This is a genomic window from Nocardiopsis flavescens (assembly GCF_900141985.1).
Lineage (GTDB): Bacteria > Actinomycetota > Actinomycetes > Streptosporangiales > Streptosporangiaceae > Nocardiopsis > Nocardiopsis flavescens.
The window spans coordinates 1-15,810 of sequence record NZ_FQZK01000046.1 but is presented as its reverse complement, the minus strand read 5'-3'; the positions used below and the strand labels follow the sequence as shown (position 1 = coordinate 15,810).

The window sequence follows — 15,810 nt, the reverse complement described above, 5'->3', positions numbered from 1 at the left end:
AGGTTGTTCCACGCCGACGCTTCGCGGTGGGCGTCCCCGACGGCGTGGGCTGCTTTCTGGGCGGAGGCTGAGACCTTCTCCAAGTCCTCGAAGCTGCGCCTGTGGTTCAGGTAGTAGGCCATGGCCAGAGGCAGGGAAACGGCCGCTCGGGGGTGGCCGAGGGCGGGTGCGGCCAGTGCTGCGGCGACCAGGGTGGCGCGCTCGGCGTCCAACCATTCCAGCGCCGCCTCCCGGTCGGGGAACTCCCCGGGAACCTCCTGCCCGGGCAGCGCCCGCACATGCTGGTCGGCGGCGCTGGTGGTGGCGGTGTAGTGGTCCAGCAGCCGGGCCATGGCCTGGGGGCGGTCCTTGGGCGGGTGGGGGTGGGTGGTGACGTGGTCGGTGAGCAGGTCATGGGCACCCCACCTGGCCGTGGCGGGCTGGGTGAGCAGGTGCGCGGCCTGGAGCTCCTCCAGCACCTCTTCGGCCTCGTCGGGGTCCAGGCCGGTGAGCACCGCGGCCGCCGTGGTGGAGGTGGTTGGGCCCGGGGCGGCGGCCACGAGCAGGAACACCCGCACTTCTTCGGGGGTGAGCTGGTCCAGGGAGGTGTCGAAGACGGCCCGCAGCACCCGGGTCCGCTCCACATCGGTGCCGTGGTCTTTGATCTTGTCGACCCGGGAGACGGCCTTCTCCAACCGCTCGGACAGCGTGTCCGGGGACAGCAGGGGTTTGCGGGCGAGCTGAGCCGCGGTGATCTCCAACGCCAGCGGCAGATGCCCGCACACCCCGGCCAGCCTGCCCAGCCCCGCCTCGTCGTCCGCCCGCGCATCCTGCGGGTGGGCCGCTGTGAGGGCGAAGGCCAGCAGCGCCAGGGAATCGGCCGAGTCCAGCACGTCCAGGTCCACGTGGCGGGCGCCGGCCAGTGCGTGCAGGCCGCCGCGGGTCGTGGACAGAAGCCGGTGCCCGCCCGTGCCCGGGAGCAGGGGCCGCACCTGGGCGGCCGAGCGGGCGTTGTCGGCCACCACCAACACCGGCCGGTTGCGTGCGTCGGCCCGCGACAGGGCCGCCAGCGCTGACCGGTAGAAGGAGGCCCGCTCACCGGCCTCGGCCGGGATCTCCTGGGCGTCCACGCCCATCTGGCGCAGCAGCACGTCCAGCGCCGCCTCCGCCGACAACGCCTCCTGCCCGGGGGTGTAGCCGCGCAGGTCCACGTACAGCTCGGCGCAGAACCACTCCTTGTAGGAGGCGATCGCACCCGCGGCCAGGACCAGGGCGGTCTTGCCGACCCCGCCCATCCCTGCCACCGCCGAGACCACGACACCCGCAGAGGTGTCCCCGACCGGTGAGCTTCCGGTATCCGTGTCGTCCCCGGTGGGCGGGGCGAGTTCGGCGAGCAGCGCCTCCAGCTCCGCTACCCGCCCCGCCAACCGGGCCGGGGGCCGGGGCAGGGAGAACAGTGCGGTGGGCAGCGGCCGGGGCAGGTTGATCACCTGCCCGATGACGTCGCCACCGGCAACGATCCACCGCATGTCGATGTGCGTCGCGGACACGCGGGCAGGTGTGTCCTGGCCGGTCACCGTGACCGCCCATGGCGCGACCGGGTGGTCTTTTTACCCGTGACGTCCTTGTCGGCGCGGATGCCCCGCATCCGGATCCTGTCCCCAGACGACCCTGTCTCCGGGCCTTCCTTGGCCGTCACCGATCCCTTGGCGCGGATTCGGTCCATGTTGATCGAGTCACCGCCCTCGCCCGGGGAGTTCTCGTCCGGGGGTGGGCTCGCGCGCAGTGTCCGCACGGCCACGACCAGGGCCGCCACGGCCACCGCCAGGGAGGCGATCCCCGAGGCCTGGTTGAGCTCGTTCAACCCCCACCCCAGGTCGGGGAACAGCCGGGGCAGGGCCCAGACACCTGCCAGCACCGCCGCGATCACACCCAGCACCGTCGGCCAGACCCACTTATGTCCCATAGAACCGATTGTTCCCTCCTACCGCGGGGTCCGGACAGGATTCGCCGAAACCGGCCACGCCTGTTTCCCGGGCCAAGACGCCACCCCGAGGCATCACAGCGGGAAGCGCACAACACGGTGCCGAGCGCTGACATCTTCGTGCTCGCACGGACCGTCATGTGCACGCTCGTCAGCACTCTGGGTCCTGTTCCCGACATGCTGGTGGGCATGGGTGAGGACCGTGGCCACGGCCAGGAGGAGAGCGCTGTCGCTTCGTCGGCGCGGGGGCGCGGCGGCGGGCACCTGGAGGCGATCCGCGCGGTGCTCGCCCGGCCCGGCCCGGCGGGGCCGGCGCACTGGGCGGGGCCGCCCGCGCCGGCGCCCGCCGTCCTGGAACAGGTCGACATCATCGGCGCCAGCCCACCGCCCGGCCCCCTACCTCCCACACTTTGATCTGGCGGGAGGTCACTCCCGCGTGCGCTCGAAAACGTCCGCCGGGGCTCTCCGAAAACGGCCGGAGGGGTGTGCTCTTCTGCGAATTTCGTAGAGCGTTTTGCCTGATGAGGGGATATATAGAGAGTGCACCGTTGCTCCCGGTGAACCCACCCGCCGGGTTCACCGGGGCAGCGTAGGGGGCGGCTGGGGACCACCCGGTACCGGGCAGGGGACCACCGGGGACCGGTCCCTACCCGGTACCGGGTGGTCCCCAGCCGGTAACCCACACCCACCCCACCCCACCCCAGTCACCCCACCCCAGGTCACAGGGGGTGGTCCCTCGCCCGGTGCCTGCGCGAACCCGGTTCACCCCACACCGCCGGGTTGGTTCTGGGGCAGCCCGGTTTCAGAACCCGCGATGGTGGGTTTTTCGAGGGAACTGGTAGGCACCACTACGCACCGGTACCCCGCTTGCAACCCGGCACCTGACCCAAGAAAAACACCGGAAAACAAATGAACTAAAACCTCCGATGGCCGCCATCGCAAGAATTCTTTCAAGAATCCTCGTCGGATGGTTTTTAGTTTCCGAGACGGTGTTCGGTGCGCGAGCTGATTAAGTTTCGTCTATACTTGCTCACAGAAACACGAGAGGGGCCCGCGGTGGGCCATCTGCCAGGACGACCACCGCGAACCCCTACAGACCCCGTGGGGTCCGGCCGGACGTCTTCGGCCGGCCCCCACGAGAGGTCACCCCACCCCGCACCTGACCAGCCACAGGATGAAACATCCAAGGGCCAGCAGGAACCGGAGTAGAGCCAGGGCGGTCGTGATGATCGCGACGCGAAGATCCCGCCACCAGCTCCTGGGTTCACCCTCCATGGGTAGCCTCCTCGGGCTAGGAGTGCCTATGCCCCGGACGGGCACAGATCGACTCGCGCGAGGTCGATCGACCCCCACCGAAGAGGAATGAAACCAAGATACAGGCTCTCCGACCATTCTGTGACGCCCTTGCGGCTCGTGTACAAAGCGACATAGGCGTGAGCTGGCTTTTCTCTGGGAAATGTCTTGTCGCGCTCGACGAGCGCGACCGATATCCCGGGATAAACGCATCAGATCGCGCAGGTCTCACGTTTCGGCGCGTGTGCCCGGGCCGGACCGGGCACACAGCCCCTGCAACGCTTGGTTGCAGGGGCTGTTTTCGTCACGTGGGCCTCAGGAACGGTAGGGATCGCGCCAGTCCGGATGGGCCGGATCCAGGGGCCCGGGCACCCGCCGGTGGCCGTGGCGGCCCGCTCTCGGCCGCTTGGCGCGGTCGTGGATCCAGGACAGGCCGCCGTGGTCGAGCACCTCCATGGCGCGGGTGACGGTGACGTAGGCCAGCATCGCGTCGGCGCGCGGCACCGGCCCGGGGCTGCCGTTCTGGCGCATGGCCAGTACCTCCCCGGCCTCGAACCGGTACCCGCAGGCCGCGGGCGAGTAGCGGTCGACGGTGGCCACCACGCGCACCCGCGCGTGCCGGGACCAGTCCCGGTCCGCCCAGGCACCGTGGTCAGGGTGGCCGGAGGCGCTGGCGGTAGAGGCCGGCGGGGCGCCGGGCACGAACACCACCGCCCGCTCCCCCGAGGGCGCGCTGGCGCAGTCGAGCACGCCCCGGCCGCGGTGGGCGGGGCCGGGCAGCACCGTCCACTCGTCCGGCCCGGACGTGGCCGTGCCCGAAATCGGCTCCCCCACGACCGTGCGCCAGGTGGTCGCCAGGACGCCGGTCACCGCCACCACGGCGAACGCCTTCAGTGGCCAGGACGTCGCCGGGCCGTCGCAGCGCAGCACGACGTGCACGTGGTCGGGGCCGCGGGAGAGCAGCCGCGCCAGGGCCGCGAAGGACTCGCTGCGGGTGGCGATGTCGGTTGCAGGGCGCGCGGGTCGTCGACCACGACGAACACCGGCTCGGCGGCGGTGGGGGCGGCCTGCTCCAGGGAGACCAGCAGACGCCTGCCCGCGGCCCGGTCGGAGACGACGGGCAGGCCGGGGTAGGCGGCCGCGCCGTGGTCGCGGGCCTGGAGCGCCAGGTAGCGGCATAAGGCCCGCGACCCGGCGAACCCGTTCTCGAACACCCCCACATGGCCCGGGCAGCCACGTGGTCGGCGACGTCGTCGACCGACAGCAGCGTGTCGGGCAGCTCATGCTCCTGGCGGTGGCGGGCGATTGCGGCCCGGCGGGCGGCGGTGTAGGGCAGGCCGGTCTCGGCGACCGCGTGCCCCCGGCTACGACTACAACCCGCCCCCGCCGACGTACGGGCGCCGCCCCGGCATGGGACGAAGCGTCCGATCCGTACACAGGGTCGGAGATCACCGGTCGGGGCGGTGGGTGCTGTCGGTTTCGGCCTCGCACATCCGCGCGATCATCATCTCCGCCAGGGCGCGTTTCCCCGCCGGCAGCGAGGCGAGCCACCGGTCGTCGTCGGCAGCCTGATCATCAGAGACGAACTCGTACTCCCCGAACTCCGAGTGCTCCATGGCAAGGGGTCTACCCCGGCCCCGGCGCTCCGTGAGCCCTTCAGTGCCCCACACACGAGAGATTTGAAAGTAAGACCAGGTCAGGGGCCTGAAGCGTCTGGCTTGGTCCTTGAGACTTTGTTAGTTGCCAACATTCTCAAGGTGTATGGTCGATTGCGTACGTGGCGCCATGCGCGCACGGAAAAGGGGCCCACCGCCTCGCGCCAACGACAACGGCAGGCCCCGCTTCAGGACTCGGCCTCAGCAGACCTCACGGTCAGCTGGGGCCGTTTCCGTCGAAGAACAGGTCCAACAGGTGGGAGACCACTGCTCTGGCTGCTCCCCCCAACAGGGCGACCAACCACCCAGGAGTCGAGTCCCCACCCTCACGCCTGCGCCAACGACGGTTCATACGGCACCTCTTCCGGTCGTGACCACGCACCTCGAAGCAAGATGCGGAGGAGTCCAGCGCCTGAGCGCCCGATCTGCCTCCCAGGGACAGACCCGACCGGAAGCGGTACAAGAAACGCTACACGTCCCCTGGGAACACCCTGCCGATCACCGATGAACGCCGCAGTCGCTGAGCGACTGGGACGACGCCGCTAAGGTCCTCCCCATCGACGGCATAGGAACGCTCTCACCTGCGAGAAGAAAAAGCTAGGGGCGCTCGGAACCTGTGGATAACTGGCGGAACTTGTACGTCTGGCCTGTGGATAACTCGTGGAAGCCGTGTCCGATCTTTGGCCTGGACTGCTGCTACATCGTCTCCGTGAACTTCACACCCGCGTCGTCTAGGCCGAAGCGATCCGCCATCCATGGAAGGGCGTGTGGAACACGTTGTGCAGGACGAAGCCGACGTACACGTGCTCCAGCACCGAGTCGCGCGACCGCCAGCGGACTTGGCGAGGTTCTGCGAGTCGTTGAGATCACCGAACGTCACCCCGCACCGGCGAGCACTCGATACTGGCCCGGATCGCCGGAGCGGCGCCGCCCCGCGGCGGCCCAACCCCTGGAGGTCGACGTCGACGACGATGGGCTGCCCACCGAGCTGACCGCCCCGGACCGGCCGGGCGACCGGGTGCGGGTGGTGCGGGTCTTGGCGCACTGGGACCACATCACCGCCGACGGAGACGCGGTGGGCATCTGGCACGTGGCCACACGCGACGGCGACCACCAGCTGGGCGAGGGGTGGACCGGCGGTCCGCTCCGATGACAGCGCAGAGGTTCTCAGGTCACAGGCGATCCAGGAGCGCCTTGGCCAGCCGCCGGAGCTGGTCAGAGTCCAGCCCCGCAGACAACTCCGTGTAAAGCTGGTCCGCCAGTGCTTCGGGCTCGTCCCACTGCAGGTCCAGGGTCAGCTGTTCCGGACGTCCTGTCCGCCCTGGCTGAGGCACGGACGGTGACCCCGCCTTCTTCGGAGGCTGGCGTGTCGGGCTGGGCTGCGGCTCTGGTGCGGCCTCGGTGTTCTGTTGGGAGTGCTCGCCGGTTTTTACGCGGTAAAACTCCGCTGCCCTCTCCTGGTGGGCTGCCAGTTGTTCCTCGGGAGGGAGCTTGCCCAGCTCCCGGGCCTCGGCGAGCTTGAGCTCCCCGGACCGGAGCAGCTTCTGTAGGTCGGTGTGCAGGTCCAACAGGATGAGCCGCTGGGTGACCCATCCGTTGGACTTTCCCAGCAGCGACGCAGTCTGGGATCGGTTCAGGCCGAGCCCGAGGAGTTTGTCGATCTCCTGCGCCTCTTCCAACGGGTGCAGGTCTTGGCGGTGGATGTTCTCCGCCAGTACCGCGGCTCGCAGCGAGACCTCGCTCTCCCCGTCCGCTCCCCGCGGCCCGCGGACGTGCACCGCGACGGCCTCCAGCCCGGCCTGGCGGGCGGCGGCCAGGCGCCGGTTGCCGTTGACGACCACGAACACCGCTTCGCCGATCGCTGCCTCGTGTTCGGGGTGCACCTCCAGGTAGGCGCGCCGCGGCAGCACGTGCAGCGGTTGCAGCAGCCCCTGCTCGGCCAGGCTCGCGGCGAGCTCGTCCAGGTTGCCCAGGCTCTCCCGGGGATTCTCCGGGTTGCCCGCCAGCTGGGACAGCGGCACCCGAGCCGGATCGACCGGGGCCTCCCCAACGGCCTGGGAGATGAGCTGGCGGCGGGCGCTGCGCGCCTGGCCGGCGGCCCCGAAGGACGACGACTTCCCGAGCTTGTCGGCCTTGCTCACGACAGGGCCCTCGCGATCTGGCGCATGGCGGCGGACTGGTCGCAGGAGGGGTCGTAGACCAGCAGGCCGAGCTTGCTGCGCACCGCCTCGCGCTGCTCTTTGCGGTCGGGCACCACGGCGATCACCTCCGGGTCACCGATCTCCTCCCATGATTTCAGCGATGACGTCGCAATGTACCCGCGGCGCGCGTCGTACATGTTCACGACCAGCCCCAGGTAGTCCACGTCCAACCGCATGTCCTGGCGCAGGTCCTCGATCTGTCCGGTCAGCAAGGTGAAGGCATCGGCACTGGAGTCCTCGGCCTGCACCGGGATTACCACACCGGAGTCGCCCGGCTTCTCCTCCGGGCGCCGGCGCCCGTAGAAGATCGCGGCGTCCATGGCCAGCCCGAGGCTGGGCGGGCAGTCGACCACGATCACGTCGTAGTCGCCCTCGATCGGCTCCAGCGCCCGCTCCAGAGCAGACTCGCGGACCCGGGTCGTGGACAGCTTCACGTCCAGGACGAACCCGTCCGCGCACGCAGGCAGCAAGTCGAGACGGTCTCCGAAGCGCTCGTCCTCGATCGGTGCGATGAGCGCCTTCAAATCGCCGCGGCCCTCGCCGGTCATGTGCTTGACCAGGCTGTCGTCGTCCAGTCCGAGGGGCTCCACCCCGAGCTGGGTGGTCAGGTGCCCCTGGGGGTCGAAGTCCACCAGCAGGACACGCAGGCCCGGCCCGTCGAACTCGCTGCCCTCGGCGTAGGCCTGTCCCACGCCAGCGGACAGTGCCGTCTTGCCGACCCCGCCCTTCTGATTCGCCATGATCCTGCGCTTGGGGTGCGTCATGCGTTCCTCCTGAGGTGAAGGGTGCTCGGCGAGCCAGAGCTCCACTGCTTGGGAGAGGCCCTGGATGAAAGAGACCCCGCGTGTCCCGCAGGCGGCCTTGAAGTCTGCGAAGGCGCCGATCGGGAGCCAGGTGGAGAACGGGGGTGCTCCGGAGGTGTCCACCGTCGGCTGCGTGCCCACGTGTGCCCACCGCTCCAGCGCGTGAGCGATGGCGTCCTGAATGTCGAGGCCGCGTTCGGCGGCTCGTACCTTCAGGCGGGTGCGCAGGTGGGCGGGCAGCTTGGAGGTGACCTTCTCCTTGTCGCCGGGGGATGCTGATGCCATAGGCGTTACCTTACTAACGCCTGACTCCGGGGGGACATCGCCATGCCGCACTCGGTTTTTACCGCGTAAAACTCTTGCGGACTTCGCCCGATAGCACCCCCTCGCTGGGAACATGGCCTCCCCGAGCAGAGGAACTTCCATGGCGCCGAAAATCCAACTGGTGTGCTGCCTGTGCGGCAAGAAGGCTCCGCAGACGAAGGACGTGCTTCCCCTGGACGCCGAATGGCGGCGTCGGCACCCCCGGATGACGGGCACCATCGCGTGCGAGTGTGCCTACTCCGGCCGGTGGTACTGGCGGTGCGACAACAACCGCGCCAACGGCTACGACCCCGAGCACATCCGCAAGGTCCCCGGGGGGTGCATCGACTCGGCCTCGCACGTGGAGGGCGCCCACCCGCTCACCGCCGCGGTGCTGCGCTTCCCCGAGTCGGCCTTGCGCCAGGGCGCCCACGAGTACATCCGGCACACCGCCCAGGGCCGGTGGGCTTCACCCGAGCTTGCCCAGCGCCTTCAGAAGGCGCTGGCCGAGTGGGAGGGGGCCGGGGCGCCGCAAGCCCGCCAAGTCACCAAGGCACATCGCTGACTCTGTGCCTTGGTGACTTTCTGCAAAGCTGCCAAGGCGACTTTGTGATCTGGCCACATGGCCGGCGCGCTGGCCACCCCGTGGCCAGCGCTGCGCGGGGGTGTGGCCAGGCGGTGGCGTCATCAGGGGTCAGAGGGTTCGCGATCGCCGGTGCGCCCGGCCGGGCCTGCCTCCTACCGGCTGACGCTCATCCGCGGGGGCGGTGGGTGCTGTCGGCGGCAGCCTCGCACATCCGGGCGATCACCAGCTCCAGCAGGGCGCGCTGCCCGGACGGGAGCGCCGCGAGCCAGGCCTCGTCCTCGTCTGCCTGGGCGTCGGAGACCTCGTCGGGCTCACCGAACTCCGAGTGCTGCATGTGGAGGGTCTACCCCCCGAACGCGTAAAGGCCCGCACCCCCTGTCGGGGATACGGGCCTTTCCGCTGATCAGGACGCGACGTAGGTACGTCATGCCGTAGGTACGTCGCCGTGCAGGGTTTCGCTGGTGGGGTCTGCCCACAGCGGCCCCGGGCGTGCGAGGAGCGCCCACACGGCGTCCTCTCGGGTGCCGCGGGCGGTCCGCGGTGGGGTGGCCTCCCCCGGCCGCGCCCGGGTGGCAGCGGTGGCCTCCCACGCCAAGTGCTTCTTGACGTAGGCCAGGCGCCGCACCCTGCCCACCAGGTCGTCGGCCACCCGGACCTCGTACACCCGCGCCCCCTTCTCCGAGCCCTCGGCCTCGACCACGCGGTGGGCGGCGAGCTGGGCGTCGGTGTAGGGGCACATCGGCCTCAGGTCGAAGCGCTTGCGGGGGGTACGGCGGGCGTGGACCTGCTCGGACAGCCGGGGCGGGGGCAACGGCGCGGTCAGGTGCCCCCACAGCGCGGCGACCGCTTCTCCGCGGGTGGGCCAGGGGCCGCCCGTCACCGGCCCGGACCGGGTGTGGGCGGTGTGGCCTCCTTCGGGTGCGTCCTGGAGCCAGCCGTGGCAGGTGCTGCCGGTGTAGATGTCGTGGCGGCCCGGGACGCGGCCGCGGTAGAGCTCCCAGCGGGCCATGCGGTCGGGGTGCACGCCGTCCGGGCCGGTGTGGTGGCCGTGCAGGGACCCGACGTACACCCCGTCCTCCAGCACCTGGTCCAGGAGTTCGCGGGCGGCCGCGGCGGGGTCGGTGAGCGTGGTGACCGCTTCCGGCGGGCGCCCGCCCAGCTCGGCGCTGGGCAGGGTGCGCAGCTCCTCGGCCGTGGGCCGGGAGTAGTACACCCACCCCTCGACCAGGTCCCAGGAGTGGCGGGGACCCAGGTGGCCGATGCGTTCTCCGTCGACGTGCACCCACAGGTAGGGGTGCTCCTCGCCGGGGTCGCCGGTGAGCAGCACCGCCACCGCCCGGGTCCCGTCCTGCTGGGGCGCCGCGGACGCCGCGGCGGCGGGGGCCCGGGGGTCGGGTGCGGTGAAGTAGGGGGCGTCGGGGTCGAGCAGGTGCTCCACCACGCTGCGGCGGGTGCGGTGCAGGGCCGGGGTCAGCGAGGCGATGTCGCCCAGTCGGCCGTCGGCGCCCGCGCGGGCGCCCGCGCGGGCGCCCGCCCACTGCTGGTGTGCGTCGTCGGTGCGCCACACGTACCCGACCGGCGTCTCGCCCTGGCAGACCCGCCACATCCGGGCCGCGCCCATCCCGGTGGCGTCGGTCTGCTCGGGGGTGAGCAGCTCCAGGTGCACGGCCCCCTCCTCCGGGGAGGGGAGGACCTCGGGCTCAGGGGCCGGGTCCGCGAAAGGCAGCTCGGCGTCGGCCGCGGCGAGGGGTGAGGTTTCGGAAAGCGGAGCGCCTGCGGCCGGACGGAGCCCAGGGCTTTCCTTAACCTCATCCTGTTCGGCCGGGCCGGCGGAGGCGCCCGACGGGTCGGGCAGGACGGCGGGGGCGGTGTCGGGGTACAGGCGGGCGTAGTCGTCGCGGTGGTCCCGGATGTGGGCGCGGCCGGCCTCGGTCAGGTGCCAGGTCTCCTCCTGGGGGACGCCGCTGGGGGCGGGGCGGCGCACCAGGAAGCCGCGGCCCTGGCGGGGGCTGCCCTTGACGGGGCCTTCGACCAGGTGGCGCAGCCAGTAGGGGCCGCCGAGCTCGGCGGTGGTGGCCCCCGGGGCGGCCGCGGCCGCGCACAGCCACACCCACAGCGTCTCCGGAAGCGGATCCCAGCCCGGGGCGGGTGCGAGGTCGGTCTGGGTGGGGAACGTCGTCTTCCAGGCGGCGGCCACCATCTCGACGTCGGTGTCGTAGGCCGCGCCCAGGGCGGTGCGGACCGCCCCGGCGGCCGGGGGCGGCGCCCACGTCGGCGGGAGCACGCCGCGCTCGGCGTCGGCCAAAACCGGCCGCGAGCACGCGATCCCGCCCCCCGCGGGCAGCTGGGCGCGCACGGCGTCGGCCGCGGCGGCCAGGGTCAGCCCCGCGCCCAGGCGCAGGCCGGCCAGGCCCTCGGGCAGGGAGCCGGGGGCGACCAGGTCGGCTATGGGGGCGCCCAGGGCGCGGGCCAGGGCGGCCAGGCGCTGGATTTCCGGGCGTTCGCGGCCCTTCTCGTACTGCACGATCGTGCGGTGGGAGACGCCGAGCGCCTCGGCCAGGGCCTGCTGGGTGAGGCCGGCGGTGCGGCGGGCCGCGACGAGCCGGTCGGGGAGGAGGGGGGGTGCCTGTCCACGTGCCATGGCTCTATCCTAAACCTCATATGAGGCTTAGGGAAGACATTCGCGTCGATCGCCGGACGACAGGGCTCCGGTTGGCGCGGTGGAGTGAACCCGCCGACCGCGGACGGGCCCCGCCCCGGGGCGCCTGCATTGACCTCCGGATTTCCCCCCAAACCGGACGGGCATTGCCCTTTCTTGGAAACTGCGATAGACTGGAGCTATCAGCGGGGCACACGAAGTGCCCCGTTTTGCTTGGCCGCCCGAGTGGCGGCTTTTCTATTCCCCGAACCAGGGGACTTTTTTATCTATCAAGGGGAGGCTTTGCCATGCCCAAAAACAAGCGAAAGGAAATATCAGAATGGATTGCAGAGAACACTGCGAGGGCCAGGAGCGGCGGGAGCTGGGCGATCGCGGGGAAGGCGTGCCCCTGGCGGCCTGGTCACGACCGGTGGGTGTGCTGGCGTTTGCCTTCGTCCAACTCGCCCTGAGCGGAGAGTTCGATGCGGGGTTCGACAATCACTTGGAACACTGGGAGTGGCTGTGCTCGTTGGTCGAGGTATCGTTCTTGTGGAAGCCGCGCCGCACCGAGGGTGGCCCCGGGCGGGAGCACGCGAAAGAATGAAGGCGAATGGTGGTTTATTGTTTTTCCTGGTTGATCCGGAAAGATGAATAAAAAAAGAGGGGCGCCGTGATCGTTTGCAACGGTGCCCCCGGGCCCGTCGCCTCTGGTCGGCGCCGGTGGTCAGGGCGGGCCGTCCGCCGCCGTCAAGCCTGCTCGACGAAACACGGCACTGCGGGCCGGCGGGGGGCGGGCGCTCCGCTCGCCCGGGCGGTGCCCCGCCACGTCCGGGCGAGCCGTGGCGGGGCACCGTGTGCTCGAAGGTCAGCTTCCCCCGGGGCGCGTGGCGAACAGCAGCGAACCCAGCAGCGGGACGGCCCGCAGCAGGCGCTCCCACCACGGCGCGGCCGCGCCGGCGGCCCGCGTGGTGGCCCTCACGTTCTGGCTGCCAACGATGATGGTGACCTGGTTGTGGTCGCCGTTGATGGTCGGAGCAGCGGGAACGCTGCCCGGGGGCGGCACGTGGCCGGACTCGCCCGATTCCTCGGGGTGGCTCGACGCGGGCTCGGTGAGTGGCATATGGTCTCCGTACTTGATCCGCTTCGCATGGATCGTTCTGGCGCCCCGCTCTTCCTGGCCGAAGAGAGGGGCGCTTCTTCTTGTCCGAACCCCGCGCAGCACAGCCTCGCGGGTCCGTTCCCGGAGCTCCTGTCCGGGATGGGCAAGAGACTACATGTAGGGGCAAAGGCGCGTAACCACCGCAAGATAATGGCGTGTCGTTGATTTCTCACATACTTCGATGAACGTCGAACGCCGCCGGGAGGCGTGGTATATCCCCGAGGCCCGTGAACCCTCTGACCAGCGCCTTTGCCGGGGCGGGGTTTCGCCGACCCCTGGGTGTCCCTCAGCCGTCTTCCGCTCCGTCCACAGGTTGTCCCCAAGTTATCCACAGGGCGATGACCAGCTCCTTCACCCCTTCTCCCACGATGTTGCATATTTCGAACCGATCCACGCGGCACTTGACGAGGTTCGGGCCACCTTCTTCGCTGTGGTGTCGCGCGCCGAGGCGCGTGAAGTCCTGAGGCGCCCGCTTATGAGGTTCAGGTAAAGCGGAACGTGCACCGCCGATCGACCTTTACCGCGACCCCGGTATGAGGTTTGGGGAAAATCTGGAAGCGGATGCGCTCGGGTCGACCGCCGCACAGGCGCCGCTCCGGTGTCCGATTTTCCTAAACCTGACCTGCGATAAGTGGGCCAAATCGGGGGTCAGGGGCTGGTTAGGGGGTCGAGGAGGATCACTACAGGATGTAGCGGTAGACCCTCCTCGGCCCACCGCCGACCGGTGAACAAGCCGGGAGCCCTGGCACCGGGTCCTGTTCCGATGTTCCTCAATCCCTGGAAACACCGGTGGGTGACCCCGCAGGGGGTTAGCGTGTCTTATGCACACATGTCTTCCTCCCGGCCCCTTTCCGCGGAGGGCGGGTGAAAGGGCGGGTGCCACCGTGGCCGACGACAGCGCAGAACTGGTGGAGCAGACCGCCACCGCCCTGGTCCAGGCCATGGCCACCCACCAGGGGGAGTGGGCGCCGGTCCGGGAGGAGCTCTCCGCGCTGTTCGCCAAAGCCGCCCACGTGGCCTCCGCGGAGCTGGAGCGCTCCCGCACCGAGGTGGTCCAGGACCCCGCCCTGGCCGGGGAGGCGATCGGTGAGTGGAAGGCCAAGCTGCGCCGCCTGGTGCGCGCGAACCCCGAGACGGCCGCGCCGATGCGCGAGATCCTGGGCCGGCTGAGCACCGCCGACGTACAGCCGCGGGTGTCCAACACCACCGGCAACGTCACCGGCGTCTCCGTGCAGGCCCACACGATCCACGGCGGGGCCGGCAACACCACCACCTACGGCGGCGACCACGTCGAGCAGTCCCACATCCGGGCGGGACGCGACGTGATCGGGGTGCAGAACAACCACCGCCACGGCCGCGACTCCGGTCGGGAGCGCTGAGGGTGCCCAAGAAGAAAAAGAAGGCCCGCCCCCAGGCCTCCACGCTGGTGCACCAGACCGGGTCAACTGCGGCCCGTGACGCGGTCGGGGTGCAGCACAACTACTTCCCTCCGCCCGTGGGTGCGGATGCCCGGGGTGCGGCGTCGCTGGTCGCGGACCTGCCCCCGGTGGAGGCCGGGTTCACCGGCCGCGCAAGCGACCTGGACCGCCTGAAAGCCGCCCTGGACCCCGACCGAGGCGATAATGCGCCGGTGGTGGTCGCGGCCGGGATGGGCGGGATCGGCAAGACCCAGCTGGCGCTGGCCACCGCCGACCGGGCGGTGCGGGACAAGGTCTTCTCCCGGGCGCTGTTCGTGGACCTGCGCGGCTATACCACCCCGGTCGACGCCCACCGGGCCCTGCAGGCACTGCTGGTGTGGCTGGGGGTCGAGGCGGACACCATTCCCGAGGACGCGCAGGCACGGGCGGGCCTGTACCGGGCCACCCTGCAGGCCCGAGCCGACGAGGGGGGCGGTCCGGTGCTGGTGGTGGCCGACAACGCCTCCCACCCCGACCAGGTCGACCCCCTGGTCCCCGGGCCGGGCGGGCACCGGCTGCTGGTCACCTCCCGCGAGCGCCTGGGCGCACTGACCGCACGGCAGGTGGCCGTGGGCACGCTCACCGACGAGGAGGCCTTCCAGGTACTGGTGACCGACCTGGACCTGGCCGACTCCGACGACGAGCGCATCCACGACCTGCAGGGCCTCACCAGCCTGGCGGGGGCGTGCGCGGGGCTGCCTTTGGCGCTGCGCATCGCGGCCGGGCAGTTGAAGAACGCCCCCGACCTGGAAGCGGACGAGCTCGCCCGCACCCTCACCCAGGGCGCCGACCGCATCACCCACTTCACCGACCAGCGCCGGGAGCTCCAGGCGGTGTTCGCCTCCTCCACCGCCCGGCTGCCGACCGAACAGAGGGAGCTGCTCGCCCTGTTGGGAATGGCCCCGGGCCCGGACATCTCCACCACAGCGGCCGCGGCCCTGGCGGGCACGGACGAGCGCGAGGTACTGGTGCGCCTGCGCGGCCTGGCCGCCTCCCACCTGATCACCTCCTCCCGCGGGCGGTGGTCGATGCACGACCTGGTCGCCGCCTACGCCGCCACCCTGGCCGACCCCAAACCCCCCGCCCGATACGCCCGCGCCCAGCGCCGCCTGCTCGACCACTACACCGACCGGGTCACCGACGCCGCACAGCACCTGGAGGCGCTGCCGGGCCGGCCCGTGCCGGACACCTTCACCGACCAAGGGCAGGCGTGGGAGTGGTTGGACGCCGAGCGGGCGGTGCTGATCAACGCCGCCCACACCGCCCACCGCATCGGCCATGCCCGGGCTGCCATCTTGTTGCCGCTCAACCTGGGCTACTACCTGGACCGGCGGCGGCTCTTCCACGACGAGATCGCCATCACCCGCCTGGCCCTGGACACAGCCCGGCGCATCGGTGACCGGCCGAACCAGGCGACGGCGTGGAACAACCTCGGCGGCGCCCTGGGCGAGGTGCGCCGGTTCGACGAGGCCATCAACGCCCACACCCGCTCCCGCGACCTGCACCACCAGGCGGGCGACACCCATGGCGAGGCGACGCCGTGGACCAACCTCGGCCTGGCCCTGGTCGAGGTGCGCCGGTTCGACGAGGCCATCGACGCTCACACCGGCGCCCGCGACCTCTTCCACCAGGTGGGCGATGCCCCCGGCGAGGCGTCGGCGTGGGGCAACCTCGGCAGTGCCCTGGTCGAGGTGCGCCGGTTCGAGGAGGCCATCGACGCCCACACCCGCGCCCGCGACCTGCACCAACAGG

Annotated in this window: 14 protein-coding genes and 1 pseudogene; 5 read left to right on the top strand and 10 right to left on the bottom strand. The window is 70.8% G+C overall.

Translation table 11 applies throughout. From position 1 onward, the window contains the following. Positions 1 to 1,529: pseudogene (locus tag BUE45_RS30500) on the bottom strand (tetratricopeptide repeat protein); the annotation flags it as partial. A gap of 23 nt (positions 1,530 to 1,552) precedes the next feature. Then, the gene (locus tag BUE45_RS30495) at positions 1,553 to 1,945 is read right to left on the bottom strand and encodes a hypothetical protein (RefSeq protein WP_073384390.1); all 393 of its coding nucleotides are present in this window, start codon (positions 1,943 to 1,945) and stop codon (positions 1,553 to 1,555) included. 117 nt (positions 1,946 to 2,062) lie between these two features. Between BUE45_RS30495 and BUE45_RS30490 the strand changes: the two genes are divergently transcribed. Continuing rightward, on the top strand, positions 2,063 to 2,377 hold the full coding sequence (locus BUE45_RS30490; protein ID WP_073384389.1) for a hypothetical protein: 315 nt from the start codon (positions 2,063 to 2,065) through the stop codon (positions 2,375 to 2,377). 1,194 nt (positions 2,378 to 3,571) lie between these two features. Here BUE45_RS30490 and BUE45_RS30485 read toward each other — a convergent pair. From BUE45_RS30485 to BUE45_RS30475, 5 genes are all read right to left on the bottom strand, one after another. Next, positions 3,572 to 4,195 carry a hypothetical protein gene (locus BUE45_RS30485; protein WP_073384388.1) on the bottom strand — a complete coding sequence of 208 codons (624 nt, stop codon included), beginning with the start codon at positions 4,193 to 4,195 and terminating at the stop codon, positions 3,572 to 3,574. Then, complete coding sequence (locus BUE45_RS32225; protein ID WP_143173538.1) at positions 4,147 to 4,470, bottom strand: hypothetical protein; 324 nt, start codon at positions 4,468 to 4,470, stop codon at positions 4,147 to 4,149. Before BUE45_RS32225 ends, BUE45_RS30485 begins: the two co-directional genes overlap by 49 nt. Positions 4,471 to 4,704: 234 nt before the next feature. Beyond that, entirely contained in the window at positions 4,705 to 4,872 is a 168-nt protein-coding gene (locus BUE45_RS32800) for a hypothetical protein (RefSeq protein ID WP_178378707.1), read from the bottom strand. Positions 4,873 to 6,083: 1,211 nt separating this feature from the next. Beyond that, positions 6,084 to 7,052, bottom strand: a complete 969-nt coding sequence (locus BUE45_RS30480; protein WP_073384387.1) for a ParB/RepB/Spo0J family partition protein — start codon at positions 7,050 to 7,052, stop codon at positions 6,084 to 6,086. Continuing rightward, positions 7,049 to 8,200: a ParA family protein gene (locus BUE45_RS30475; protein ID WP_073384386.1), complete on the bottom strand. Its 1,152-nt coding sequence runs from the start codon at positions 8,198 to 8,200 to the stop codon at positions 7,049 to 7,051. The genes BUE45_RS30480 and BUE45_RS30475 overlap by 4 nt, the downstream gene beginning before the upstream one ends. A 139-nt stretch (positions 8,201 to 8,339) precedes the next feature. Here BUE45_RS30475 and BUE45_RS30470 point away from each other — a divergent pair, with 139 nt between their 5' ends. After that, a complete protein-coding gene (locus BUE45_RS30470; protein ID WP_073384385.1) occupies positions 8,340 to 8,783 on the top strand; it encodes a hypothetical protein in 444 nt (147 codons plus the stop codon). A 187-nt stretch (positions 8,784 to 8,970) separates the two neighbouring features. Here the strand turns inward: BUE45_RS30470 and BUE45_RS32795 are convergent, their stop codons facing one another. After that, positions 8,971 to 9,138 carry a hypothetical protein gene (locus BUE45_RS32795; RefSeq protein WP_178378706.1) on the bottom strand — a complete coding sequence of 56 codons (168 nt, stop codon included), beginning with the start codon at positions 9,136 to 9,138 and terminating at the stop codon, positions 8,971 to 8,973. A gap of 90 nt (positions 9,139 to 9,228) precedes the next feature. Next, the gene (locus BUE45_RS32790) at positions 9,229 to 11,445 is read right to left on the bottom strand and encodes a helix-turn-helix domain-containing protein (protein WP_073384384.1); all 2,217 of its coding nucleotides are present in this window, start codon (positions 11,443 to 11,445) and stop codon (positions 9,229 to 9,231) included. A gap of 337 nt (positions 11,446 to 11,782) precedes the next feature. On the opposite strand from BUE45_RS32790, the gene BUE45_RS30460 reads away from it, so the two are divergent. Further along, positions 11,783 to 12,046, top strand: a complete 264-nt coding sequence (locus tag BUE45_RS30460; RefSeq protein ID WP_073384383.1) for a hypothetical protein — start codon at positions 11,783 to 11,785, stop codon at positions 12,044 to 12,046. A gap of 261 nt (positions 12,047 to 12,307) precedes the next feature. On the opposite strand, the gene BUE45_RS30455 is transcribed toward BUE45_RS30460, so the two are convergent. Continuing rightward, positions 12,308 to 12,562: a hypothetical protein gene (locus BUE45_RS30455; protein WP_073384382.1), complete on the bottom strand. Its 255-nt coding sequence runs from the start codon at positions 12,560 to 12,562 to the stop codon at positions 12,308 to 12,310. 923 nt (positions 12,563 to 13,485) lie between these two features. On the opposite strand from BUE45_RS30455, the gene BUE45_RS32785 reads away from it, so the two are divergent. Then, positions 13,486 to 13,980: a hypothetical protein gene (locus BUE45_RS32785; protein WP_073384381.1), complete on the top strand. Its 495-nt coding sequence runs from the start codon at positions 13,486 to 13,488 to the stop codon at positions 13,978 to 13,980. 2 nt (positions 13,981 to 13,982) lie between these two features. After that, a partial coding sequence (locus BUE45_RS33975) for a tetratricopeptide repeat protein (RefSeq protein WP_073384380.1) occupies positions 13,983 to 15,810 on the top strand: 1,828 nt, incomplete at its 3' end.